General features: G+C 44.0%; 23 protein-coding genes. 22 read left to right on the top strand and 1 reads right to left on the bottom strand.

All coding sequences use genetic code 11. From position 1 onward, the window contains the following. Window positions 1–6: 6 nt before the first annotated feature. The 3 genes from uvrA (at window position 7) to ACH0BF_RS12065 (ending at window position 4,623) form a co-directional block, all read left to right on the top strand. On the top strand, window positions 7–2,859 hold the full coding sequence (gene uvrA / locus ACH0BF_RS12075) for an excinuclease ABC subunit UvrA (RefSeq protein ID WP_340852344.1): 2,853 nt from the start codon (window positions 7–9) through the stop codon (window positions 2,857–2,859). A gap of 226 nt (window positions 2,860–3,085) precedes the next feature. Then, the gene (locus tag ACH0BF_RS12070; RefSeq protein WP_182917020.1) at window positions 3,086–4,267 is read left to right on the top strand and encodes a DUF4097 family beta strand repeat-containing protein; all 1,182 of its coding nucleotides are present in this window, start codon (window positions 3,086–3,088) and stop codon (window positions 4,265–4,267) included. A gap of 5 nt (window positions 4,268–4,272) precedes the next feature. Next, entirely contained in the window at window positions 4,273–4,623 is a 351-nt protein-coding gene (locus tag ACH0BF_RS12065) for a phage holin family protein (protein ID WP_120034705.1), read from the top strand. Window positions 4,624–4,709: 86 nt separating this feature from the next. On the opposite strand, the gene ACH0BF_RS12060 is transcribed toward ACH0BF_RS12065, so the two are convergent. Beyond that, window positions 4,710–5,261: an N-acetylmuramoyl-L-alanine amidase gene (locus ACH0BF_RS12060; RefSeq protein WP_340852348.1), complete on the bottom strand. Its 552-nt coding sequence runs from the start codon at window positions 5,259–5,261 to the stop codon at window positions 4,710–4,712. A gap of 161 nt (window positions 5,262–5,422) precedes the next feature. On the opposite strand from ACH0BF_RS12060, the gene hprK reads away from it, so the two are divergent. The 19 genes from hprK (at window position 5,423) to ACH0BF_RS11965 (ending at window position 22,335) form a co-directional block, all read left to right on the top strand. Then, window positions 5,423–6,358, top strand: coding sequence for an HPr(Ser) kinase/phosphatase (gene hprK / locus ACH0BF_RS12055; protein WP_120034701.1), 936 nt, complete (start codon window positions 5,423–5,425; stop codon window positions 6,356–6,358). A gap of 30 nt (window positions 6,359–6,388) precedes the next feature. Beyond that, window positions 6,389–7,204, top strand: a complete 816-nt coding sequence (gene lgt, locus ACH0BF_RS12050; protein WP_340852350.1) for a prolipoprotein diacylglyceryl transferase — start codon at window positions 6,389–6,391, stop codon at window positions 7,202–7,204. Window positions 7,205–7,218: 14 nt separating this feature from the next. Further along, window positions 7,219–8,169, top strand: a complete 951-nt coding sequence (locus ACH0BF_RS12045; RefSeq protein ID WP_340852352.1) for a nucleoside recognition domain-containing protein — start codon at window positions 7,219–7,221, stop codon at window positions 8,167–8,169. Then, window positions 8,166–8,822, top strand: coding sequence for a pyrophosphatase PpaX (ppaX, locus tag ACH0BF_RS12040; RefSeq protein ID WP_120034695.1), 657 nt, complete (start codon window positions 8,166–8,168; stop codon window positions 8,820–8,822). Before ACH0BF_RS12045 ends, ppaX begins: the two co-directional genes overlap by 4 nt. Then, a complete protein-coding gene (locus ACH0BF_RS12035; RefSeq protein ID WP_120034693.1) occupies window positions 8,819–9,316 on the top strand; it encodes an acyltransferase in 498 nt (165 codons plus the stop codon). The genes ppaX and ACH0BF_RS12035 overlap by 4 nt, the downstream gene beginning before the upstream one ends. A gap of 117 nt (window positions 9,317–9,433) precedes the next feature. Further along, on the top strand, window positions 9,434–10,063 hold the full coding sequence (locus ACH0BF_RS12030; protein WP_340852355.1) for a LysE family translocator: 630 nt from the start codon (window positions 9,434–9,436) through the stop codon (window positions 10,061–10,063). A gap of 200 nt (window positions 10,064–10,263) precedes the next feature. Further along, window positions 10,264–11,448, top strand: coding sequence for an ATP phosphoribosyltransferase regulatory subunit (locus ACH0BF_RS12025; RefSeq protein WP_120034689.1), 1,185 nt, complete (start codon window positions 10,264–10,266; stop codon window positions 11,446–11,448). A 5-nt stretch (window positions 11,449–11,453) separates the two neighbouring features. After that, window positions 11,454–12,083 (top strand): ATP phosphoribosyltransferase, encoded by a 630-nt coding sequence (gene hisG, locus ACH0BF_RS12020; protein WP_120034687.1) that lies wholly within the window; start codon window positions 11,454–11,456, stop codon window positions 12,081–12,083. A gap of 5 nt (window positions 12,084–12,088) precedes the next feature. Next, the gene (hisD, locus tag ACH0BF_RS12015; protein WP_340852357.1) at window positions 12,089–13,357 is read left to right on the top strand and encodes a histidinol dehydrogenase; all 1,269 of its coding nucleotides are present in this window, start codon (window positions 12,089–12,091) and stop codon (window positions 13,355–13,357) included. 47 nt (window positions 13,358–13,404) lie between these two features. Beyond that, window positions 13,405–13,995, top strand: coding sequence for an imidazoleglycerol-phosphate dehydratase HisB (gene hisB, locus ACH0BF_RS12010; RefSeq protein ID WP_340852358.1), 591 nt, complete (start codon window positions 13,405–13,407; stop codon window positions 13,993–13,995). Next, entirely contained in the window at window positions 13,996–14,628 is a 633-nt protein-coding gene (hisH, locus tag ACH0BF_RS12005; RefSeq protein ID WP_340852359.1) for an imidazole glycerol phosphate synthase subunit HisH, read from the top strand. Next, window positions 14,625–15,359, top strand: coding sequence for a 1-(5-phosphoribosyl)-5-[(5-phosphoribosylamino)methylideneamino]imidazole-4-carboxamide isomerase (hisA, locus tag ACH0BF_RS12000; protein ID WP_340852361.1), 735 nt, complete (start codon window positions 14,625–14,627; stop codon window positions 15,357–15,359). Before hisH ends, hisA begins: the two co-directional genes overlap by 4 nt. Then, window positions 15,356–16,114 carry an imidazole glycerol phosphate synthase subunit HisF gene (gene hisF, locus ACH0BF_RS11995; protein ID WP_340852362.1) on the top strand — a complete coding sequence of 253 codons (759 nt, stop codon included), beginning with the start codon at window positions 15,356–15,358 and terminating at the stop codon, window positions 16,112–16,114. Before hisA ends, hisF begins: the two co-directional genes overlap by 4 nt. Further along, window positions 16,111–16,749 (top strand): bifunctional phosphoribosyl-AMP cyclohydrolase/phosphoribosyl-ATP diphosphatase HisIE, encoded by a 639-nt coding sequence (gene hisIE, locus ACH0BF_RS11990; protein WP_340852364.1) that lies wholly within the window; start codon window positions 16,111–16,113, stop codon window positions 16,747–16,749. The genes hisF and hisIE overlap by 4 nt, the downstream gene beginning before the upstream one ends. Window positions 16,750–16,988: 239 nt before the next feature. Beyond that, the gene (locus ACH0BF_RS11985; RefSeq protein ID WP_340852366.1) at window positions 16,989–18,500 is read left to right on the top strand and encodes a tetratricopeptide repeat protein; all 1,512 of its coding nucleotides are present in this window, start codon (window positions 16,989–16,991) and stop codon (window positions 18,498–18,500) included. 113 nt (window positions 18,501–18,613) lie between these two features. After that, window positions 18,614–19,567, top strand: coding sequence for a thioredoxin-disulfide reductase (gene trxB / locus ACH0BF_RS11980; protein WP_259455610.1), 954 nt, complete (start codon window positions 18,614–18,616; stop codon window positions 19,565–19,567). A 391-nt stretch (window positions 19,568–19,958) separates the two neighbouring features. Beyond that, on the top strand, window positions 19,959–20,417 hold the full coding sequence (locus ACH0BF_RS11975) for an NUDIX domain-containing protein (protein ID WP_049664749.1): 459 nt from the start codon (window positions 19,959–19,961) through the stop codon (window positions 20,415–20,417). A 62-nt stretch (window positions 20,418–20,479) separates the two neighbouring features. Next, window positions 20,480–21,373, top strand: coding sequence for an RNase adapter RapZ (gene rapZ / locus ACH0BF_RS11970; protein WP_120034672.1), 894 nt, complete (start codon window positions 20,480–20,482; stop codon window positions 21,371–21,373). After that, window positions 21,370–22,335 carry a gluconeogenesis factor YvcK family protein gene (locus tag ACH0BF_RS11965; RefSeq protein ID WP_340852375.1) on the top strand — a complete coding sequence of 322 codons (966 nt, stop codon included), beginning with the start codon at window positions 21,370–21,372 and terminating at the stop codon, window positions 22,333–22,335. The genes rapZ and ACH0BF_RS11965 overlap by 4 nt, the downstream gene beginning before the upstream one ends. The last annotated feature ends 1 nt before the right edge of the window (window position 22,336 follow it).

Raw genomic sequence — 22,336 nt, 5'->3', positions numbered from 1 at the left:
TTTGATATGGGAATAGATAAAATTACTGTAAAAGGGGCAAGAGCGCATAACTTAAAAAATATTGATATTACCATCCCGCGGGACAAGCTCGTCGTTTTGACGGGCCTGTCTGGATCGGGGAAATCATCGCTGGCGTTCGACACAATTTATGCGGAGGGACAGCGCCGCTATGTGGAATCTTTATCTGCGTACGCCCGCCAATTTCTTGGACAAATGGATAAGCCAGATGTTGATGCTATTGAAGGGCTGTCCCCGGCTATTTCTATTGATCAAAAGACGACAAGCCGGAATCCCCGTTCAACGGTTGGAACTGTTACGGAAATCTATGATTATTTACGTCTATTGTTTGCTCGTATTGGCCATCCGTTTTGTCCAGTTCATGGGATCGAAATTACCTCTCAGACGATCGAGCAGATGGTAGACCGCATTATGCAATATGAAGACCGGACGAAACTGCAGGTGCTGGCTCCTATTGTTTCCGGCCGTAAAGGCACACACGTGAAAGTGTTTGAGGACATTAAACGGCAAGGATATGTCCGTGTGCGTGTAGACGGAGAAATGCGAGAAGTAGAGGAAGAGATTGAACTTGAAAAAAATAAAAAGCATTCTATTGAAGTAGTTATTGACCGTGTTGTTGTTAAAGAAGGCATTGAATCAAGGTTGGCTGATTCTCTTGAGGCCGCTTTAAAGCTTGGTGAGGGCAATGTAATTATCGATGTTATTGGCCGCGAGGAATTATTGTTCTCAGAGCATCACGCCTGTCCGCATTGCGGATTTTCCATTGGAGAACTGGAACCGCGCATGTTTTCTTTTAACAGTCCATTCGGGGCTTGCCCGACGTGTGATGGACTTGGGTCTAAATTAAAAGTAGATGTTGATCTTGTCATTCCTAATCCTGATTTGAGTTTAAAAGAACATGCGATTGCCCCATGGGAACCGACAAGTTCTCAATATTATCCACAACTGCTGGAAGCGGTCTGCCGCCATTATGGCATCCCTATGGATGTACCAGTAAAGGATTTATCGAAAGAGCAGCTTGAAAAGATTTTAAATGGCTCTGGACGGGATCGCATTCATTTCCGTTATGAAAATGATTTTGGTCAAATTCGCGAAAACCATATTATTTTCGAGGGAGTTCTTACTAACATTGAGCGCCGATATAAAGAAACAAGCTCGGATTTTATTCGGGAGCAAATGGAGAAATACATGAGGGAGCAAAAATGTCCGACATGTAAGGGCTACCGTTTGAAAAAAGAAAGTCTCGCCGTCAAAATTAATGGCCTGCATATTAGCGAAGTAACCGACTTTTCAATTGAAGAAGTGAAGCAGTTTTTCGCGGATCTGTCCCTGACAGAAAAAGAAACGCAGATTGCTCAATTAATCTTACGGGAGATCTGTGAACGGCTTGGTTTCTTAGTCGATGTCGGTCTTGATTACCTGACATTAAGCCGCTCAGCCGGTACGCTTTCAGGCGGGGAAGCGCAGCGGATTCGTCTTGCTACCCAAATTGGTTCGCGGCTGACAGGTGTTCTTTACATTCTTGATGAGCCATCAATCGGTCTGCACCAGCGGGACAACGATCGCCTGATCAGCACGATGCAAAATATGCGCGACATCGGTAATACATTAATCGTTGTCGAACATGACGAGGATACGATGATGGCAGCCGATTATTTAATAGATGTAGGACCGGGTGCTGGCGTACATGGTGGGCAGATTGTTTCAGCAGGTACGCCAGAAGAGGTGATGAATGATCCAGCCTCGCTGACCGGCCAATACTTATCAGGGAAGAAATTTATCCCGCTGCCGGCAGAACGCCGCAAGTCGGATGGACGATGGGTTGAGGTGACCGGGGCAAAAGAGAACAATTTACGCAATGTAAAAGTTAAATTCCCGCTTGGAACATTTATTGCTGTTACAGGCGTTTCTGGTTCAGGTAAAAGTACGTTAATTAATGATATTCTGCATAAAGCACTTGCTCAAAAGCTGCAGCGTTCCAAACAAAGGCCAGGTAAGTATGGGACAATCAAGGGGATTGAACACCTTGACAAAGTGATTGATATTGACCAGTCACCGATCGGGCGGACCCCGCGCTCAAATCCAGCCACATACACAGGTGTGTTTGACGATATTCGCGACGTATTTGCTACGACGAATGAAGCGAAAGTTCGGGGCTATAAAAAAGGTCGTTTCAGCTTTAATGTCAAGGGTGGCCGCTGTGAAGCTTGCCGCGGTGACGGGATTATTAAAATTGAAATGCATTTCCTGCCGGATGTGTATGTACCGTGTGAAGTCTGCCATGGCAAGCGTTATAACCGTGAAACGCTTGAAGTGAAATATAAAGGCAAAAACATCGCTGATGTGCTCGCTATGACAGTCGAAGATGCGCTTGAGTTTTTTGAGAATATCCCTAAAATCAAGCGCAAGCTGCAAACCATCGCTGATGTTGGTCTTGGTTATATTAAGCTGGGCCAGCCGGCAACGACGCTGTCAGGAGGGGAGGCGCAGCGCGTAAAACTCGCTTCTGAATTGCATCGCCGTTCGACCGGACGTTCATTTTATATCTTGGATGAGCCGACGACGGGTCTTCATGTAGATGATATTTCCCGCCTGCTAACTGTTTTACAGCGCCTTGTCGAAAATGGTGATACTGTTCTCGTCATTGAGCATAATCTCGATGTGATTAAGACAGCCGATTATATCATCGATCTTGGACCTGAAGGTGGCGATAAGGGGGGAACCATTGTTGCAGTCGGTACACCTGAGGAAGTTGCAGAAGCAGAAGGGTCATATACCGGCCGTTATTTGCATAGAGTGTTAGCGCGCGAACGAGAAAGAGAGCAGTACATCGAAAGCTGAAAAGATTGAGCACTTTTCGGAGGCTATCCGTATAATTGGCTTCCGCACGGCTATCAGTCTAATTAGAAACGCTTGTTTTTCGAGAGTAAGGTCCAATGGAGAGCCTGTGAAAATAAAACCAAGAAAGCAAGCGTTTCGTAACAGCTTAGGAAAAGAATGAAACCTTTTTCTTTTATCTTCGTAAGAATGAACAGAAAACCAATTCCTAATGAATGGAGTGCCTGAAATGAACGAAGAGAAAAAAAGAATTTTGGAAATGGTAGAAGCAGGCTTAATTTCAGCAAGTGAAGGGTTAACCTTGCTGGAGGCGCTTGATAAGGAGCCTTCCCAGCAGGCCCGTAAAGAGCGCAGAGATAATTTCTTTGATGAATTGCTCAACTTGGGCCAAAAGTTGACTGGCAGCGGAGAAAAGCAAAGTGAGCAATCACATAGCCAAGCAGACAGTTCTGTTAACCAGCCGAAAGACAAGCTGTTTCAATTTGTTCAGTCCACTGTACAAAAATTAAAAGACTTTGAGTTTCCACTTGGAAAAACAGTAGAATTCACTCACACATTCCAAGAAAATGATTTTTTACCGAAGCGCATTAAGGCAGAGACTGCAAGCGGCAGCTTCACTATTAAGCCTTGGCAGGAAAATGGGGTAAAAGCAGAGTGCCAGATCAAGATGTACGGGGCGGATAGTGAGGATGAAGCGCGGGAGTCATTTATTAAAAATAGTGTCTTTTACGCACGTGAAGATAAGCTCTCATTCTCAGTCGGTTTAAAACTGATGAAAGTTGATACGGTTTTGTATGTGCCTGAAGCGGCTATTAACAACATTTCTGTCAAGTTGTTTAATGGGTCATTTAGCATGCGTGATATGGAAGTGCAGGATCTCGAGGTAAAAACAGCAAACGGCAAAATTGAAGTAAAGAAATCACAAGTAAATGAATTTGAAGCAGAAACAGGTAATGGCCAAGTTTATTTTATTGACTGTGAAGCAAGGAAAGTAGAAGCCAGTTCCTTTAATGGAGCCGTTCACGTAGTCGGTTCTGTTGGCTACACGGAGATTAAGTCATTTAACGGAAATGTGCTTTGCGATTTAAAGTCTGATGCAGCTCATACAGTAAAAGCCCAAGCTGTGACCGGCAATATTGAAATATATGTGCCTGAACATATGGCAATGAAAGGGATTTTACGCACAAATCTCGGCTCTTTACATCTTCCTGAAACGGGGCTGAAAAAAGTAACGGAAAAAGAGGAAATGGTTCAGAAGCTTATTCGTTTTGAAAGTGAAAAGGAAACACTTGGGCAAGTGACGATCGAGGCAGAAACGAAAACGGGATCTGTTTCTGTCAAGACAACAGCTTTTCATGAAAACGATAATAGCGGAGATGATGAACCACCGTCTATTTTTGAAGGTAAGTGATTAAGATGAATTGGATTATAGGCATTTTAGTGAATGCAGTTTTGTTTATTGCCATTTCAGGCTATTTTTCGGGACTGCATGTAGATAATTTTTCATCAGCGGTTATCGCCAGTTTTATCTTATCAATCCTAAATATGATTGTTCGGCCGCTGCTTGTTCTTTTTACTTTGCCTATTACCTTTTTAACACTCGGGCTGTTTCTATTTGTTATCAATGCTATTACCTTGCTTTTAACAGACAATATTATGGGATCGGCGTTTGACATTGCCGGTTTTGGAATGGCATTGTTCATTGCGGTGATTATGGCATTAGTCAATCTTATCCTTCAGGTGACAGTATTTAAAAAAAATAAATAACTGTTCCGGAAGAAAGCCAGGTAACTCTCATTCTCTTTGTTCGACTAAATGTTTGAAGAGAAGAGGAGAAGCCTGGCTTTTAGCTGTTAGCGAATAGACAGCTTATATATTTTTTCTATAGCTTCGACTATTCCACGGGCGCATAGTTCTCTATACGTGTCTGTTCGCAGAAGGCGTGCTTCTTCAGCGTGGGTCATGAATCCTGCTTCCACAAGAACAGCTGGCATGAGAGTCTTTTTGAGTATATAGAAGTTTGCGGTCTTTACCCCACGGTTTTTACGTCCCGTGAGCGCAACCAGGCGTTGCTGGATGGCTGTTGCTACAGTTTCTGCCTGTTTGGGGCGTGAAGAATGAATAAACGTTTCAATACCATTAGCGTTATTCCAGTCGTTTCCATAAGCATTTGCATGGATGGATAGAAAGAGATCGGCTTTCCAGTTGTTTGCTTTCCACACCCTTCTATCGAGGAGGACATCTTCTGTGTCTGAGTGAGAGAAAGTGATACTTGCTCCTCTTTCCTCCAGCTTTTTTCTAATCAAGATAGCCACACTTCGGTTAAATTCAAATTCCTTCATGCCATCCGGCGTTCTTTTGCCTGGAGTAGAATAGCCGTGCCCCGCATCGATCATAATTTTCATCAGCTTTCCTCCCTATCATTTTTTCATTTTATACATGCTGATTAGCAAAGAAAAAGGACACTTTAACAGCCTGTAAATAAAAAATTCTAATTCTTCATTTTAATTGCCCCCCGCAAAAATGTTACAATGGAATCAGACTGCCATGATGAGGAGGAAAAACAGTGGCTAAAGTGCGTACATCTGATTTGCTAGAAAACCTAGACTTGGAGCTAATTAGCGGTGAAGACGGCATCCATCGTCCGATTATAACGAGCGATCTTTCTCGCCCAGGACTTGAGCTTGCCGGCTTTTTTGATTATTATCCAAAAGAGCGTGTGCAGCTGCTTGGCATGACAGAGCTGACCTTTTTTCAAAAGCTTCATCCAGATGAAAAGCTGGAGAGAATGGAAAGGCTATGTGATGACCAGACACCAGCAATTATTATCTCACGTGAACTGGAAGTGCCGAAAGAATTAATTGAAGCTTCTGAACGGCATGCAGTCCCCGTAATGAAGTCAAAACTGACTACTACAAGGCTCTCCAGCAAACTGACGAATTACTTGGAAAGAATGTTGGCACCGACAACAGCCGTTCATGGTGTGCTTGTTGATATTTATGGTGTAGGCGTGCTCATTACCGGGCAAAGTGGTGTCGGTAAAAGTGAGGCCGCCCTTGATCTCGTTAAAAGAGGGCATCGCCTCGTGGCCGATGACTGTGTAGAGATCCGCCAGGAAGACAACGATACGCTTGTCGGCAGCGCACCGGAACTTATTGAGCATTTACTTGAGATTCGCGGGCTCGGCATTATTAATATCATGACCTTATTTGGCGCGAGTGCTATTAGGAGTACAAAAAGAATTACCCTGAATGTCCACTTGGAGCTGTGGAATTCTAAAAAACAATATGACCGTCTAGGCATTGAGGAAGACAAGCTGAAAATAATTGACACGGAAATCACAAAAATCACTATTCCTGTCCGTCCAGGCAGAAATATAGCCGTTATTATTGAAGTAGCCGCAATGAATTTCCGCTTAAAACGTCTGGGAATTAATACAGCGAAGGATTTTACAGATAAGCTAGCCAATGTCATCAGTGAGCGCGACACTGATTTTATGTAACAAGGGCTGCAAGCAGAAAGGGGAAAAAGAATGGAAGGCTATCCGCTTGATCCGATTGCGATCGCGATTGGGCCGCTTCAGGTTCATTGGTACGGTCTCATTATCGGTCTTGGTATTGCACTCGGTTTTTATTTAGCTGTAAAAGAAGGCGACCGGCTTGGGTTGCCAAAAGATACATTTGCCGATTTGCTGATTTGGGCCATCCCGATTGCTATTATTTCAGCACGTATTTATTATGTTTTATTTCAATGGGAATACTATTCCCAGCATCCGGGAGACATCATTAAAATTTGGAATGGCGGAATTGCCATCCATGGTGCGTTAATCGGTGCAGTTGTTACCACTGTTATTTTTTCGAAAGTCAAACGTGTTTCGTTCTGGAAGCTGGCTGATATAGCGGCCCCCAGCATCATTTTAGGGCAAGCAATTGGCCGCTGGGGAAACTTTATGAATCAGGAGGCCCATGGCGGCGAAGTGACAAGGTCTTTTTTAGAGGGCCTGCACTTGCCTGACTTTATTATTAATCAAATGTATATAGACGGTCATTACTATCACCCGACTTTTTTGTATGAATCGATATGGAATTTTGTCGGTTTGATATTGTTGTTAAGCTTGCGGAAAGTGAATTTAAAACGGGGAGAATTGTTTTTATCTTACGTTATTTGGTACTCCATCGGGCGTTTCTTTATTGAAGGGCTCCGTACAGATAGTCTGATGCTGACTGATTCACTGAGGATTGCTCAGGTGATTTCACTTGTCCTTTTAATATCAGCTGTCCTTATTTTGCTTATCCGCCGCAGGCAAAAAGGTAAACAGCTGCCTTACAATAGTTTAGTGAATGAATGAACAAGGGGGATAATATGGGGAACACGTTAAGAAACGGTCTGTTTTCAGGGGTAAAAACAACATGGCTGCTCGGTAAAATTATTTTTCCAATTACCCTCATTGTCACGCTGCTCCAATATACACCGATATTGCCGTGGCTGATGAATGCGATCAGCCCAGTTATGCGGATATTTGGATTATCAGGTGATGCTTCCATTCCGCTTGTGCTCGGCAACTTTTTAAATTTATATGCGGCCATTGGAGCCATTTTATCATTGGATTTGACAGTTAAAGAAGTGTTCATTTTAGCTGTCATGCTGTCTTTTTCACACAATCTGTTCATTGAATCAAGCGTGGCTGCTCGGGTTGGCGTAAAATTGCCCGTCATTTTAGCAGTAAGGCTAGGGCTTGCGGTTGCATCCGCCCTGATTATTAACTTGGTTTGGCGTGGAGGGAGTGGCATAGCGCAATATGGTATGGCTCCGCCGCTGCAGGCAGAACCTAATGGCTGGGGGGAAATTTTCATGCTTGGTCTTGAAAAAGCAGGGTATGGCATTTTTCAGCTAGCTTTAATTGTTATGCCCTTGATGCTCGCTATCCAAATTTTAAAGGACTTAAAGTGGCTTGATGCCTTTTCGCGCTGGATGGCTCCTGTGACCCGTTTACTTGGAATGAAAGAAAATACGTCTATGACATTGGCATCCGGCTTGCTTTTCGGACTCGCGCTCGGATCTGCTGTCATGATTCAAGCGGTGAAAGAGGACGGGGTAAGCGGCAGGGATGTGACGCTTGCAATGGTTTTCCTAGTAGCATGCCATGCAGTCGTAGAAGATACGGTAATATTCATGCCGCTCGGTATTACAGGTTGGCCATTACTCGCTCTATTTTTAATTCGCTTAGTTACAGCTATTCTACTGACGCTTGTTGTGTCTTCCCTATGGAAGCCGACTGAATTGGTTCAAAGAAAGGAAGCAAAACTATCATGACAAAAATAACAACATTGCTTTTTGATTTGGATGGTACCCTTATTAATACAAATGAATTAATTATTTCTTCTTTTTTGCATACGTTGAATCATTATTTTCCTGAACAATATAAACGTGAAGACGTTTATCCATTTATGGGCCCCACTCTCGTTGAAACGTTTTCCAGTATTGATGCTGAACGTGTAGAAGAAATGGTGACTCGCTACCGAACATTTAATCTTGAGAACCATGATTTGCTCGTCACCGAATTTGACGGTGTATATGAAACAATTCGTACATTGAAAGAAAATAATTTTAAGCTCGCTATCGTTTCAACCAAGCTGCGAGACACAGTCATTAAAGGGCTTAAATTAACTAACTTATATCCATTTTTTGATACGATTGTAGCTTTAGACGATGTCACTCATCCGAAACCTCATCCAGAACCGTTATTAAAAGCATTACAGGAGGTTGGTTCTCAGCCAGAGGAAGCGATGATGATCGGCGATAACTTCCACGACATTGAAGGGGGAAAAAATGCCGGTACCCTAACAGCTGGTGTAGCCTGGTCTGTTAAAGGAAAAGAGTTTTTGCAGTCTTTTCAGCCGGATTATATGCTCGATGCGATGCCTGATCTTTTAGATATTGTAAAGATCGGGGTACCGGAAAAGTGAGAAAGACGAAACGGTATAAAGTGGAAGGGGCCAACTCGCTCTGGAATATTTATAAAACCGTCTCGTTTTGGAAAACGTTTAAAAATACAGCAATTATTGAAATCGGCCGTTTTATCCCTTTTATGAGAGTGAAAAACAGCCTGTACCGCACATTTCTTGGCATGAAGATTGATAAACAAACGGCGCTTGCCTACAAGGTAGTCCCAGATATTATGTTTCCGGAACTCATCTCGATTGGCCGCAATACGATTATTGGCTATAACACCGTCATTCTCGCCCATGAATATTTAATTGAAGAATATCGTCTTGGAGAAGTGATCATCGGTGATAATGTAATGATCGGTGCCAACAGCACCATACTTCCTGGTGTAACGATTGGGGATGGCGCCATTATTTCAGCTGCTACACTTGTCCATCGCGATGTGCCGCCTGGTGCTTTTGCTGGCGGGAATCCGATGCAGATAAAAGAAAAGAGAGAGCCCGTTAAGCCTTAAGGCTTAACGGGCTTTTAATTGTTCATTTGCTGCACTGTCTGATCTGACATCGCATTTTTCCTCTTCTAAAATATTTGCTTTCTATGATAAAATTTCGAAATAAAAGGATGTGAAGTTATGATAAATATCGTTACTTTTATGATTATGTCTTTCTTTTTGGTTATTCTTCCGGGACCTGATAACGTAATTTTAACGAGAAATACGTTAAGAGAAGGGAGGAAAGGAGGGTTAAGAACCATTTTAGGGATCTGTTTGGCGCTGTTAGTTCACACATTAATAGCAATCATTGGATTATCTGCTATTATTGCCAGTTCCGCTTATTTATTTTCAATATTCAAATTTGTAGGTGCTGCCTATCTCATTTACTTAGGTGTGAGAGCCTTTTTATCCGTCAGAGATAATAAATTAAAGGCCCCTGCTCTAAGTGAAAGCTACCAAGCGGCAGACGAAAATTTCTTTCGACAAGGGTTTTTAACCGATTTGTTAAATCCTAAAGTGGCTGTATTTTTCTTAACATTTTTACCCCAATTTGTAGAGCCGCATGTGCACAGCTTTGTTCCCTTTCTTCTGTTGGGTTTTATTTATACAGCCCTAACTTTTCTATACTCTCTTTTTTTCATTTTGCTCATAGATCAAATAAGTGGGTTTATGCAGAAACAATCCACTCAAAAAGTCATTCAGGGAGTATCGGGCGCTGTGCTTGTAGGCTTTGGTTTAAAGCTTGCTTTTGAAAAGGCCCCTGCATAAGAAAGGCTGAAGTGATCCAATCCTAATAGGATCACTTCAGCTTTTTTATTTTAAAGGGAAAGTTAAAGGGAATGGCGTATTTATTTCTCTTGACGGAAATTGTCAGAAACGTTAAACTACTTGTAATTACTTCATCATGTTAGCATATTAGCGAACTAAAGCATGCTGCGTGAAATCTACAGATGATCGGGTGATAGACCATGTCGAAGCTGTTAATGTTTGAAAAACCTGTCGGGATGCGTGACACGCTCCCTCATATATATGAAACGAAGCGAAAGCTAAAAGAAACAGCGGAAACAGAGATGAGAAGCTGGGGATATCGATTCATTGAAACACCTGCTTTGGAATATCATGAGACCGTAGGAGAAGCCTCTGCTATTTTGGATCGCCAGTTGTTTAAATTGCTTGATCAGCAAGGAAATACTCTTGTGCTGCGTCCCGATATGACAACGCCGATTGCGCGAGTGGCGGCCTCAAAGTTATTGAAGGAACGTGTGCCGTTGCGGCTCGCCTACTCAGCGAGCGTCTACCGAGCACAGCAGCGTGAGGGAGGAAGAGCAGCTGAATTTGAGCAGATTGGTGTAGAAGTGATTGGTGACCAGACGGTAAGCGCCGATGCAGAGCTTATTGCACTGCTTGTATCTATCCTAAAGAAAACTGGTATGGAGCGTTTTCAAATTTCTCTCGGCCACATTCGCTTTACGGACGAGCTGTTCCGCCAAATTCTTGGTACAGAAGAGCGGGTTGAACATCTACGCCGTTTTTTATACGAAAAAAATTATGTCGGCTACTGTGAACATGTAAAAAGTCTCCCGCTTTCTTCCATTGACCAGCAGCGCCTTCTGCGTTTTCTAGATTTAACAGGGGAACTGAACTGTCTTGAAGGGGCGGCTGATCTAATTGAGGGCGGGGCAGGTAGCGAGGCGATTGCTGAATTGCGCGGTTTATATGAAAGATTGCAAGAATATGGTGTAGCGGAGTATATACAATTCGATTTACCGCTCGTCAGCCATATGAGCTATTATACAGGGTTAGTGTTTGAAGTTTACGTTGATGGAGCCGGAACATCGGCGGGCAACGGAGGCCGTTATGATCATTTGCTCGAAAAGTTCGGCCAGCCAGCCAGTGCTACAGGATTCGGACTTCGTGTTGATGTATTGCTTGGCGCTCTTGAACAGCTGGAAGAGGAAGAAAAAGTACATTGCATCTTATTCAGCAATGAGCGCCGAGTAGAAGCTATTCAAGAGGCAAGAAAACGTCGTGAAGCAGGAGAAGCGGTGCTTTTGCAGGATGTAGCCGGCGTAGAAGATGTAGACCGGTTTACAGAAGCATGCAAGAGTGTCTCCTTCTTCGTAGGAAAAGCAACAAGCGGAAGGGAGTTCTGATCGCCATGTTAACAATTGCGATGCCCAAAGGACGAATTTTTGAAGAGGCAGCTGAACTGCTCCGTGAGTCAGGCTATCAGCTGCCTCCGGATCTCGATGAATCACGCAAGCTAATTATTGAAGTGCCGGAAGAGCATTTACGCTTTTTTTTAGCGAAACCAATGGATGTGGCAACATATGTCGAATATGGTGTCGCAGATCTCGGAATTGCGGGCAAAGATGTGCTCCTTGAAGAGGAAAGAGATGTGTATGAGCTGATCGATTTAAAGATCAGTCCATGCTACCTGGCTGTGGCTGGTTTGCCTGATACTTCTGTGGATGAAGTAGCTCCTAAAGTGGCAACGAAGTATCCAAACGTCGCTTCTTCTTATTTTCGCGGAAAAGGGGAGCAAGTTGAAATTATCAAATTAAACGGTTCTATTGAGCTTGCTCCAATGATTGGGCTTGCAGATCGGATTGTTGATATCGTATCGACCGGCCGGACTTTAAGAGAAAATGGGCTTGTTGAATATGAAACAATTGTAGATATTACTTCCCGGCTAATTGTTAATCCAGCCAGTTATCGTTTAAAGGGTAAGGAAATTAGCCAGCTTGTCAGCCGGCTGTCAGAAATTATTGCAGAAAAGGCAGTGTGAAAGAGATGAAGATCCAAAATATCACACAAGAATTATCGTTAAAGCGTTCTGTGGATAATGGAACGAATGAACAGCGTACCGCTGTACAAAGAATTATTCAAACAGTCCGTGCAGAGGGAGACGCTGCGCTGTTAGCCTACACGAAGCAATTTGACGGAGCAGAACTGAACATCATGAGGGTCACGCGCGGTGAAATTGATGAAGCCTATAACGAGTTTCCTGAGGAGATCACACAAGTGATCAAAGAGGCGGCTGACAATATTTTTACGTTTCATCAAAAGCAGCTGAGGGAAACGTGGACTTATACAGATCAGAATGGGACAATGCTTGGCCAAATGCTGACACCGCTTGACTCCGCTGGTGTATATGTACCAGGGGGAACGGCTGCCTACCCATCCTCTGTGCTCATGAACGTTCTGCCTGCAAAGGTTGCCGGAGTGAAGCGGATTGTGATGGTCTCGCCTCCTGGTCCTGATGGCCGTTTGCCAGCAGGAGTTCTCATAGCTGCTGATATTGCGGGAGTAGAAGAAATTTATAAAGTTGGCGGTGCTCAGGCAGTGGCTGCACTCGCTTATGGAACTGAATCAATCCGTCCAGTCGATAAGATCACTGGTCCCGGCAATATTTATGTAGCATTGGCGAAGCGTGAAGTGTTTGGTGATGTGGATATTGATATGATTGCCGGACCGAGTGAGATTGCCGTTCTCGCTGATGAAAGTGCAAGGCCAGCAGAAATTGCGGCAGATTTATTGTCTCAAGCAGAGCATGATCCGCGTGCAAGCAGCGTGTTGGTTACACCTTCATGGAAGCTCGCTGAAGAGACGGCAGCAGAAGTTGAACGACAGCTTTCGGGCCTTCCAAGGGAAGAAATTGCCCGGGAATCTATTGAAAACTATGGAGCCATTTATGTCGCAAAAGATATGAAGGAGGCGATAAGCGTAGTGAACCAGCTGGCGCCGGAACACTTAGAAATCATGACAGAGAACGCGCTGGATGTCGTGAAAAGCATTCGCCATGCTGGGGCCATTTTTATTGGTCGCTTCAGTTCTGAGCCTATTGGCGATTATTTTGCAGGCCCTAATCATGTCTTGCCAACAAACGGAACTGCCCGTTTTTCTTCACCGCTCAATGTGGATGATTTTATGAAGAAATCGAGTTTAATTATGTATAGCGAGAAAGCTTTCAATGAGAATGTTGATAAAATAGCTGCTTTTGCCCGCTTAGAGGGACTAGAAGCTCATGCCCGAGCTGTAGAGGCACGCAAAGAAAAATAAAGTAAACAAAAGATATAGCAAAACTAGCAGAAGAAGGAGTGGCCCAGTTGAGTAACCGGACGTCAGAATTAACCCGCAACACGAATGAAACCAAAATACAGCTTGCTTTTTCTATCGATGGTGAGGGCCAGGCAGATATTCAGACGGGCGTGCCGTTCATGGATCATATGCTTGATTTGTTCACAAAGCATGGCCAATTTGATTTAACAGTCAGAGCCGACGGAGATGTGGAGATAGACGATCATCATACAACAGAGGATATTGGTATTTGTCTTGGGCTTGCTTTGAAAGAAGCCCTTGGTGACAAAAAAGGAATTAAACGTTATGGAAATGCATTTGTTCCTATGGATGAGACGCTTGCCCAAGTGGTTGTTGATTTAAGCAACCGTCCGCATTTTGAGATGCGCGGAGAGTTTCCGGCGCAAAAGGTCGGCACATTTGATACGGAACTTGTCCGCGAATTTCTCTGGAAGCTTGCTTTAGAGGCACGAATGAACCTTCATGTCATCATTCATTACGGCAGCAACACACATCATATGATTGAAGCGGTCTTTAAAGCACTCGCCCGGGCGCTCGATGAAGCAACAATCGTGGACCCGCGCGTTAAAGGCGTGCCATCGACGAAAGGAATGTTGTAAATGATCGGCATCGTTGATTACGGAATGGGCAACTTGTTCAGCGTCAGTAAAGCGCTTGAGAGGATAGGTGTGCCTTATATTATTAGTGAGTCGCCGGAAGAACTGAATGAAACGAAAGGATTGATTCTGCCGGGAGTTGGTTCTTTCAGAGATGCTATGTCTTTATTGAAAGAAAAAAAACTCGATAGCTTTTTGCATACATATGTAGAAAGTGGCCGTCCGCTTTTAGGTATTTGTCTCGGCATGCAGCTATTGTTTCAGGAAAGTGAAGAAAACGGCCGGACACAGGGCCTCGGATTGTTAAGAGGGAGTGTGGTGCGTATTCCGGTTGACAGCGGTGACAAAGTAAAAGTTCCGCATATGGGATGGAATCAGCTTGCTTTTCATCTAGAGTCGCCTGTACTTCACGGTGTGGAAGAAGGCTTTGTCTATTTTGTACACTCTTATTATGTGGACGGGATGGATAGAGAATCGCTGCTTGCCAGCACCGTCTATAGCGTAGAAATTCCTGCTGTTGTTGGGAATAACAATGTGTTCGGCATGCAATTTCACCCTGAGAAAAGCAGCCGGGTCGGCATGCAGCTATTAACGAATTTTACAAAAGCAATGGAGCAATCGGAGGCGATTATATGAGCTTTACCATCTACCCGGCTATTGATATGCACGGCGGCAAGTGTGTCCGTCTAAAGCAAGGCGACTACAGTCAGGAAACCGTGTATGGTGATTCTCCTTTTGATATGGCGAAATCATTCGTGGAAGAAGGCGCAGAATGGATTCACATGGTTGATCTGGACGGAGCGAAAGACGGCAGGCGGATCAATGACCAGTTTGTGATTGAAGCAGCACAAAAGCTTGAGGCGAAAGTGCAGATTGGCGGAGGCATTCGTACAGAAGAAGATATTCGCCATTATTTAGAAAATGGGGTTGATCGGGTCATTATTGGCAGTCTTGCTGTTTCAGAGACGGAGCTTGTTAAACAATGGCTCAATAGGTTTGGTGACAAGATCGCTATCGGTCTTGATGCAAAGGACGGATTCGTTGCCACGCATGGCTGGATTGAAACGTCTTCTTTAAAGGCGGTAGATCTTGGCAAGGAGCTGGCAACAGCCGGAGCAGAAACCTTCATTTTCACAGATATCGCCACTGATGGAATGCTCTCTGGACCCAATATCCAAGCGGTAGCCGAGCTTGCCCGGAAAACTGGTAAACGTGTGATTGCTTCCGGAGGCGTCAGCTCGCTCCAAGATTTAAGGGAAATTAAACGCTTTGAGCAAGAGGGTGTCAGCGGAGCGATTGTAGGAAAAGCTATTTATACCGGCCAATTTACTGTTCGCGAAGCGCTAAAGGAGGCAAGAGGCCAATGATCACGAAACGGATTATTCCATGTCTCGATGTGAAAGACGGCCGTGTTGTGAAAGGTATTCAGTTTGTTGAATTACGCGATGCCGGTGACCCGGTGGAGCTGGCGAAAGTGTATGATGAACAGGGGGCAGATGAGCTCGTATTTCTTGATATTTCTGCTTCTCACGAAGGCCGGAAGACAATGGTGGAAGTTGTTCAGGATGTTGCTTCGCAGCTTGCCATTCCTTTTACAGTAGGCGGAGGCATTAATTCACTTGAAGACATGAAACGTATTTTGCGTGCGGGGGCTGATAAGGTTTCGTTAAACACGGCAGCTGTTCTTGATCCGGAACTTATCACAATCGGTGCCGATTACTTTGGTACACAGTGTATAGTTATCGCAATTGATGCTAAGTGGGACGATGAGCTTGGCTCATGGCGGGTTTATACGCATGGCGGCCGGCAGGCGACTGAGCGAGAAGTCATTAGCTGGGCTCGGGAAGCAGTTGAGCGAGGAGCTGGTGAAATTCTGCTGACGAGCATGGACAGTGATGGTGAAAAACGTGGATTCGACCTTGCGCTGACGAAAGCAGTCAGTGAAGCAGTTTCCGTCCCTGTCATTGCTTCTGGTGGGGCAGGAGATGCCAAACACTTTTTTGAAGTGTTCACAGAAGGGGTAGCAGATGCTGCGTTAGCTGCTTCTATTTTCCATTACAAGGAAACAAGCGTGAACGAAGTGAAAAACTTTTTGAAAGACCGGGGAGTGAATATACGATGAGTGTAACCGTGGAAGAGATTCGATTTGATGAGAAAGAGCTAGTGCCTGCTATCATCCAGGATGCCACTACATATGAAGTGCTAACGCTTGCTTATATGAATAAAGAGTCTTTGCAGCGGACGATAGACAGCGGCGAAACATGGCTGTTTAGCCGTTCACGTCAAGAACTGTGGCACAAAGGAGAAACGAGCGGCCATACCCAAAAGGTTGTGAACATTAAATATGATTGCGACCAGGATGCACTCGTCGTACTTGTAAAGCCGGAAGGGCCTGCCTGTCATCTTGGAACAACAAGCTGTTTCGAGCAATCTTTATATGGTGAACAGACGGAAATGCTGCCGTATACTATTTTGCAAAAACTAGAGGAAGTGATTGCTGACAGGGAGCAAACTCGTCCGGAAGGAGCATACACGACTTATTTGTTTGAAAAAGGCGTCGATAAGATCCTGAAAAAAGTTGGAGAGGAAGCAGCCGAAGTGATTATTGCGGCGAAGAACCGTGATAAGGATGAACTGCAGTGGGAAGCGGCTGATTTGCTCTATCACCTGCTTGTCCTTCTTCGTGAGCAAAAGGTAGAGCTTGCTGATGTGTTAGGTGTGCTTGCTAAGCGCCATGAAGAGAAGAGAGGCAAATAGAGTCGAATAAAGCTGTCCTGAAGCCTTGGAGATAGGCTTCAGGACAGCTTTATTCTTGTGAAATGAGAATCCACACAGGCGGATGAACGAAGTGTATAGAACAATGACTGACGTGTATCGCTGTCTATATGCCGTACTTGCATCTTATTTTTATTTTTGTTTCTTTTCTTCTTTATTAACGAGGCTTTGACATCTATGATATACTCAATAGGTTAATTAACAATGCTCGGAGGACTTACATGACAAAACACTCAAAGCTACGGAAAGAAAAGGGAAAGGTCATCTCTTTTTTGCCGACAGGTGAGTATTACTATACAAAAGGCTTGAAAGCACTGCGGAAGAGAGAGCTGTCAAAAGCGAAGAAGTATTTGTCACGCGCGATGGATTTAGAGCCGATGGAACCAATGATCGCTTGCCAATTAGCGATTGTAGAAACGGAGCTCGGCAATTTTGAACAATCAAATGGCTTGCTGCATTTTGTGCTGGATGATCTAGATCCGCTGATCAGTGAGTGCCATTATTTTTTAGCTAATAATTATGCTCACTTAGGCTTGTTTAAAGAAGCTTTTAAGCACGCCAAGGCATATTTGGAGCAGGACGAAACCGGGGAATTCACAGAGGATGCCGAAGAACTACTCGATTTAATTGAGCTTGACAGTGAAGAAGGTTTTGATGAGTTGGATGAACAGGATGAGTTGATTGCTCTGCAGGAAGAGGCTCGTTATCTGCTTGAGGGCGGCAGTTTCGAGAAAGCAATAGAATGCTTGGAGGGATTGATTGCTAAGCATCCGGATTTTTGGCCCGCTCATAACAACCTGGCTCTTGCTCATTTCTATCTTGGGGAAATTGAAGAAGCCCATGGAGTGTTGGAAAGCGTATTAGAGAAGAACCCTGGGAACTTACATGCCCTATGTAATCTAGCTGTTTTTTTCTTTTACGAAAAGCAATACGGTCTGTTGAGACAACTGGTGGATTTGCTAAGAAAGACATACCCGCTTTTGCCGGAGCAGCAATTTAAGCTCGGCGTAACATTTGCTCTGATCGGCCAGTATGAAGATGCTTATCGATGGCTTAAAAAGCTTCAAAAAAGCGGTTTTGAAGGCGAGCCGGCTTTTTATTATTGGCTCTCTCACTCAGCTTACTTTTCTGGCCGGCAAGAGGCAGCAGAAAACGCCTGGAAGCATATATTGAAGATGAGTCCGGAAAAGGCTGGACAGGAGCCGTGGGCGAGTAAAAAGGCGGAGCAGCTTGGCCATGAGCAGCAGCCTGCTTCAATTGTAAAGCGGTTGAATAGTGAATATGAAGAAGAGCGTTTTTTCGGCATCTTTTTACTTTCCATAACAGAGGATCAAAAGAAAGTAGTGAGCCATCCTGACTTTTGCGATATTGAATCACTCGCTTTCCGTGAGAAGATTTACCTGGCGGATGTGCTTGGCATGTCGGTGGATATCAAACTAAAGGAAGAGGCTCGCATTAGTCTGGCGCATGACACAGCTCTAACTCTCTATAAGAAATTTCAGCCGATCGGTACAGAAGAAGCTGGTTTATTTATGCTTTGGTTCACTGTTTTTGGCGAAATAGCAGAGGAGCAGACACGCTTGAAAAATAAAGAAGCATTTGCAGCAGCCACAGAGTATATGTGGCGCAAACTTCGCGGTGAGAAAGAATCACAGACAAGCCTGGCAGAAAAGTATAACCTCTCTGCTTCTACATTGCAAAAGTATATCAAGTACGTGCGTGAACGATTATAATGATAATGAGCAGAAAATTAGACGAAAGTCCATAGATTGATTAGGATAGAAAGAGAATAAATTATACGATTTAGGGTATCTATATAGTACCGAAGGAAAAGGAGTGGCTAGCTTTGGCAGCAGAAGATAAAATTTATGATGTCATTATTATCGGCGCGGGACCAGCAGGAATGACAGCCGCTGTCTATACATCGCGTGCGAACCTTTCTACGCTAATGATTGAGCGCGGCGTGCCTGGAGGGCAGATGGCAAACACAGAGGAAGTAGAAAATTATCCGGGGTATGACCATATTCTCGGTCCGGATTTGTCTACGAAAATGTTTGACCATGCGAAAAAATTCGGCGCTGAATATGCGTATGGTGATATTAAGGAAATTGTCGACGGCAAAGAGTATAAAATCATCAAAGCAGGCGCAAAAGACTTTAAAGGCCGCTCAGTAATTATTACGACAGGAGCCGAATGGAAAAAGCTCGGCGTACCTGGTGAAAAAGAATTAACAGGCCGTGGCGTCTCATACTGTGCGGTTTGTGATGGTGCATTCTTCAAAGAGAAAGATCTTGTTGTTGTTGGCGGCGGCGACTCGGCCGTTGAAGAAGGAACATATTTAACCCGCTTTGCTAAAAATGTAACGATTGTTCATCGCCGTGATGAGCTTCGTGCCCAAAAGATTTTACAAGATCGGGCATTCAAAAACGAAAAAGTGGATTTTATTTGGAATCATACAGTAAAGGAAATAAATGAAAAAGACGGAAAAGTCGGCAGCGTCACACTCGTGTCTACAGAGAACGGCGAAGAGCAGAAATTTCCGGCTGATGGTGTGTTTATCTATGTAGGTATGCTGCCGCTTTCAAAGCCGTTTTTGAATTTAGGCATTACTAATGATGCTGGCTATATCGTGACAAACGAAAAAATGGAAACAAAGATACCTGGCATTTTCGCGGCAGGTGATGTGCGTGAAAAAACACTCCGCCAGATCGTAACAGCAACTGGGGATGGAAGCATCGCAGCTCAAGCGGCCCAAAACTTTGTGGAAGAATTGAAAGAAGAGTTAGGGGTAGAAGCGTAAGTTTAACAGATTGTTAATCGGCTCGTAATGAAGCTGCAATAAAAATGTGTTACATTAATTGAGTAATCTGATACACCCCCTATATTTAATCATATCCCTTTTGACGAGGTTGTTCCGATAACCGGCACTGACTTCCGCGGCTGAAAGCAGCCGCTGGAATTGCCGGTATGGAGCACCCTCTTTTTTTAGGTTCTCGGCTTAATAGAAGGTTCTGTTATGAAGAAAAGGCTAGCTTTTCTATATTATCTTCTGATTTTAGAGCGGAAACGTTTTCTTAGCGGAACCCATCATTGAGATCAATGGAGTGAACATAGTATAATAATAAGAATGAGAGAAGAGACGGATTACCCGGTTTCTGTTGGAAGCCGGACTTACCCGGAGGTGAAGAAATGTGCAACGTGTAACAAACTGCTTGTTGTTAAAAGATGATAAAGTACTGCTTCTGCAAAAGCCTCGTCGCAACTGGTGGGTCGCTCCGGGTGGGAAAATGGAGCCAGGGGAGTCGATCCGCGATGCTGTCATTCGTGAATATAGAGAAGAGACGGGTATTTATTTACGCCGGCCAGCTGTAAAAGGCATTTTCACATTTATTATTAAAGATGGTGACGATATTGTTTCTGAGTGGATGATGTTTACATTTTTTGCTCAGGAAAGTGATGGCGTATCGATTAAAGAATGCGAAGAAGGCCAGCTGGAATGGCACCCGGTTGAAAAAATAAAAGAACTGCCGATGGCGGAAGGTGATCGCCACATTTTAGAATACATGGTACATGGCACTGGGGTGATTTATGGGGCTTTTACATATACGCCTGATTTTAAGCTGCTTTCCTACCGGCTTGATCCAAATTAATAAAAGAGATATGTACAGAGCAAATTGCTGGCATAACCGCTAAAAGAGAGAGGGGAATGAGAATGAGCAATAAAGCGGGAAGCGAAATGCAGCTGGTTATTATTACCGGTATGTCCGGAGCGGGAAAAACAGTGGCTATCCAAAGCTTTGAAGATCTTGGTTTTTACTGTGTAGATAATTTACCGCCGACCTTGCTGCCCAAGTTTTTAGAGCTGATGAAGGACTCAGGCAATCAAATGAACAAAGTAGCAGTCGTAATGGATATGCGTGGCCGGGAATTTTTTGATTATCTTTTTCAAGCCTTAGATGAAGCGGCTGAGATGTCTTCTGTTACCCCTAAATTATTATTTTTAGAAGCAGAGGATTCTGTGCTTGTTCGCCGATACAAAGAAACGCGGCGCTCTCATCCGCTGTCACCGACTGGTCTTCCTCTCGACGGTATTCAGCAGGAACGCGCCCTTTTGGAGGATTTAAAAGGACGAGCGCATATTATCTATAATACGTCTGCCATGAAGCCCAAGGATTTACGCGAGAAAATTTTAAGTGAGTTCTCACTTAATAAGAAGTCAGTTTTCACTGTGAATGTGATGTCTTTCGGTTTTAAATATGGTCTACCTATTGATGCAGATCTCGTATTTGATGTCCGCTTTTTACCTAATCCGCATTATGTGGACCATCTTAGACCGCGCACCGGGCTTGAAGAGGATGTATCCAGCTATGTACTGAAATGGAATGATACACAGAAATTTCTTGAGAAAGTGATTGATCTGCTTTCTTTCATGTTGCCTCATTATAAAATGGAAGGCAAGTCACAGCTCGTTATTGCGATTGGCTGCACCGGCGGCCAACATCGTTCGGTCGCTTTAGCGGAACACATTGGAAACTACTTTGCCAGCGATTATCAAACCCGGATTACTCACCGGGATATTAATAAAAGAACGGTTCAAGCGCCATGAGGCAAAAACAAGAAAAGAAAGTAGTAATTATTGGTGGCGGAACCGGGTTATCGGTCCTTCTGCGCGGACTAAAAAAGCATCCGGTTGATTTAACGGCGATTGTCACTGTGGCTGACGATGGGGGGAGCTCCGGACGTTTGAGGAATGAACTGAATATCCCTCCTCCTGGGGACATTCGCAATGTGTTAGCTGCTTTGTCAGATGTAGAACCGCTTGTAGAAACATTGTTTCAACATCGTTTTAGCACGAAAAATGAATTATCGGGGCATTCGCTTGGCAACTTGATGATTGCAGCGTTAACGTCAATTACTGGTGATTTTGTTCATGCGGTGCAGGAAATGAGCAAAGTGTTAAATGTTCGTGGTAAGGTGTTGCCAGCAGCCAATCAAAGCGTTGTGCTTCATGCAGAAATGGACGACGGCACAGTGGTATCCGGGGAATCGAAAATTCCTTATTCCGGCAAGCGGATTAAGCGGGTGTTTTTATCACCGGAGGATATCCAACCTTTGCCTGAAACGATCCGAGCGATCAGAGAGGCTGATCTAATTATTGTCGGGCCAGGCAGCTTGTATACGAGTATTTTGCCTAATTTGCTTGTTCCGCAAATTGGCGAGGAAGTATGCCAGTCACCTGCCAAAAAAGTCTATATCTGCAATTTGATGACCCAGGCCGGCGAAACGCTTGACTTCACAGCAAGTGACCATGTAAAAGCCATTTATGATCATATGAGTTGTCGCTTCATCGATACCATTTTAGTGAATAATGACCCGATCCCGGAATACATCCAGGAAAAATATAAAGAGGAAAGAGCAAGGCCAGTCTTTTATGATGTTGATTTATTAAAATCATTGGGCCTAAATGTTATTTTTGATGAAATTGCGATTCGTGAAGGTGGCGTGGTTCGCCATGATACAAATAAGGTTTCTGAGATTCTTTTTCGGCTCATTGAGGATAAAAAATAAA

Source organism: Pseudobacillus sp. 179-B 2D1 NHS (assembly GCF_045370945.1).
GTDB lineage: Bacteria > Bacillota > Bacilli > Bacillales > Domibacillaceae > Pseudobacillus.
The sequence above is the reverse complement of the archived record's forward strand: the minus strand, read 5'-3'. Positions and strand labels throughout refer to the sequence as shown.

What these genes read in the sequence shown, in the direction of transcription:
- uvrA (WP_340852344.1), top strand. Translation starts at nt 7, where the DNA reads ATGGGAATAGATAAAATTACTGTAAAAGGGGCAAGAGCGCATAACTTA.
- ACH0BF_RS12070 (WP_182917020.1), top strand. Translation starts at nt 3,086, where the DNA reads ATGAACGAAGAGAAAAAAAGAATTTTGGAAATGGTAGAAGCAGGCTTA.
- ACH0BF_RS12065 (WP_120034705.1), top strand. Translation starts at nt 4,273, where the DNA reads ATGAATTGGATTATAGGCATTTTAGTGAATGCAGTTTTGTTTATTGCC.
- ACH0BF_RS12060 (WP_340852348.1), bottom strand. Translation starts at nt 5,261, where the DNA reads ATGAAAATTATGATCGATGCGGGGCACGGCTATTCTACTCCAGGCAAA.
- lgt (WP_340852350.1), top strand. Translation starts at nt 6,389, where the DNA reads ATGGAAGGCTATCCGCTTGATCCGATTGCGATCGCGATTGGGCCGCTT.
- ACH0BF_RS12045 (WP_340852352.1), top strand. Translation starts at nt 7,219, where the DNA reads ATGGGGAACACGTTAAGAAACGGTCTGTTTTCAGGGGTAAAAACAACA.
- ppaX (WP_120034695.1), top strand. Translation starts at nt 8,166, where the DNA reads ATGACAAAAATAACAACATTGCTTTTTGATTTGGATGGTACCCTTATT.
- ACH0BF_RS12030 (WP_340852355.1), top strand. Translation starts at nt 9,434, where the DNA reads ATGATAAATATCGTTACTTTTATGATTATGTCTTTCTTTTTGGTTATT.
- ACH0BF_RS12025 (WP_120034689.1), top strand. Translation starts at nt 10,264, where the DNA reads ATGTCGAAGCTGTTAATGTTTGAAAAACCTGTCGGGATGCGTGACACG.
- hisG (WP_120034687.1), top strand. Translation starts at nt 11,454, where the DNA reads ATGTTAACAATTGCGATGCCCAAAGGACGAATTTTTGAAGAGGCAGCT.
- hisD (WP_340852357.1), top strand. Translation starts at nt 12,089, where the DNA reads ATGAAGATCCAAAATATCACACAAGAATTATCGTTAAAGCGTTCTGTG.
- hisH (WP_340852359.1), top strand. Translation starts at nt 13,996, where the DNA reads ATGATCGGCATCGTTGATTACGGAATGGGCAACTTGTTCAGCGTCAGT.
- hisA (WP_340852361.1), top strand. Translation starts at nt 14,625, where the DNA reads ATGAGCTTTACCATCTACCCGGCTATTGATATGCACGGCGGCAAGTGT.
- hisF (WP_340852362.1), top strand. Translation starts at nt 15,356, where the DNA reads ATGATCACGAAACGGATTATTCCATGTCTCGATGTGAAAGACGGCCGT.
- hisIE (WP_340852364.1), top strand. Translation starts at nt 16,111, where the DNA reads ATGAGTGTAACCGTGGAAGAGATTCGATTTGATGAGAAAGAGCTAGTG.
- ACH0BF_RS11985 (WP_340852366.1), top strand. Translation starts at nt 16,989, where the DNA reads ATGACAAAACACTCAAAGCTACGGAAAGAAAAGGGAAAGGTCATCTCT.
- rapZ (WP_120034672.1), top strand. Translation starts at nt 20,480, where the DNA reads ATGAGCAATAAAGCGGGAAGCGAAATGCAGCTGGTTATTATTACCGGT.
- ACH0BF_RS11965 (WP_340852375.1), top strand. Translation starts at nt 21,370, where the DNA reads ATGAGGCAAAAACAAGAAAAGAAAGTAGTAATTATTGGTGGCGGAACC.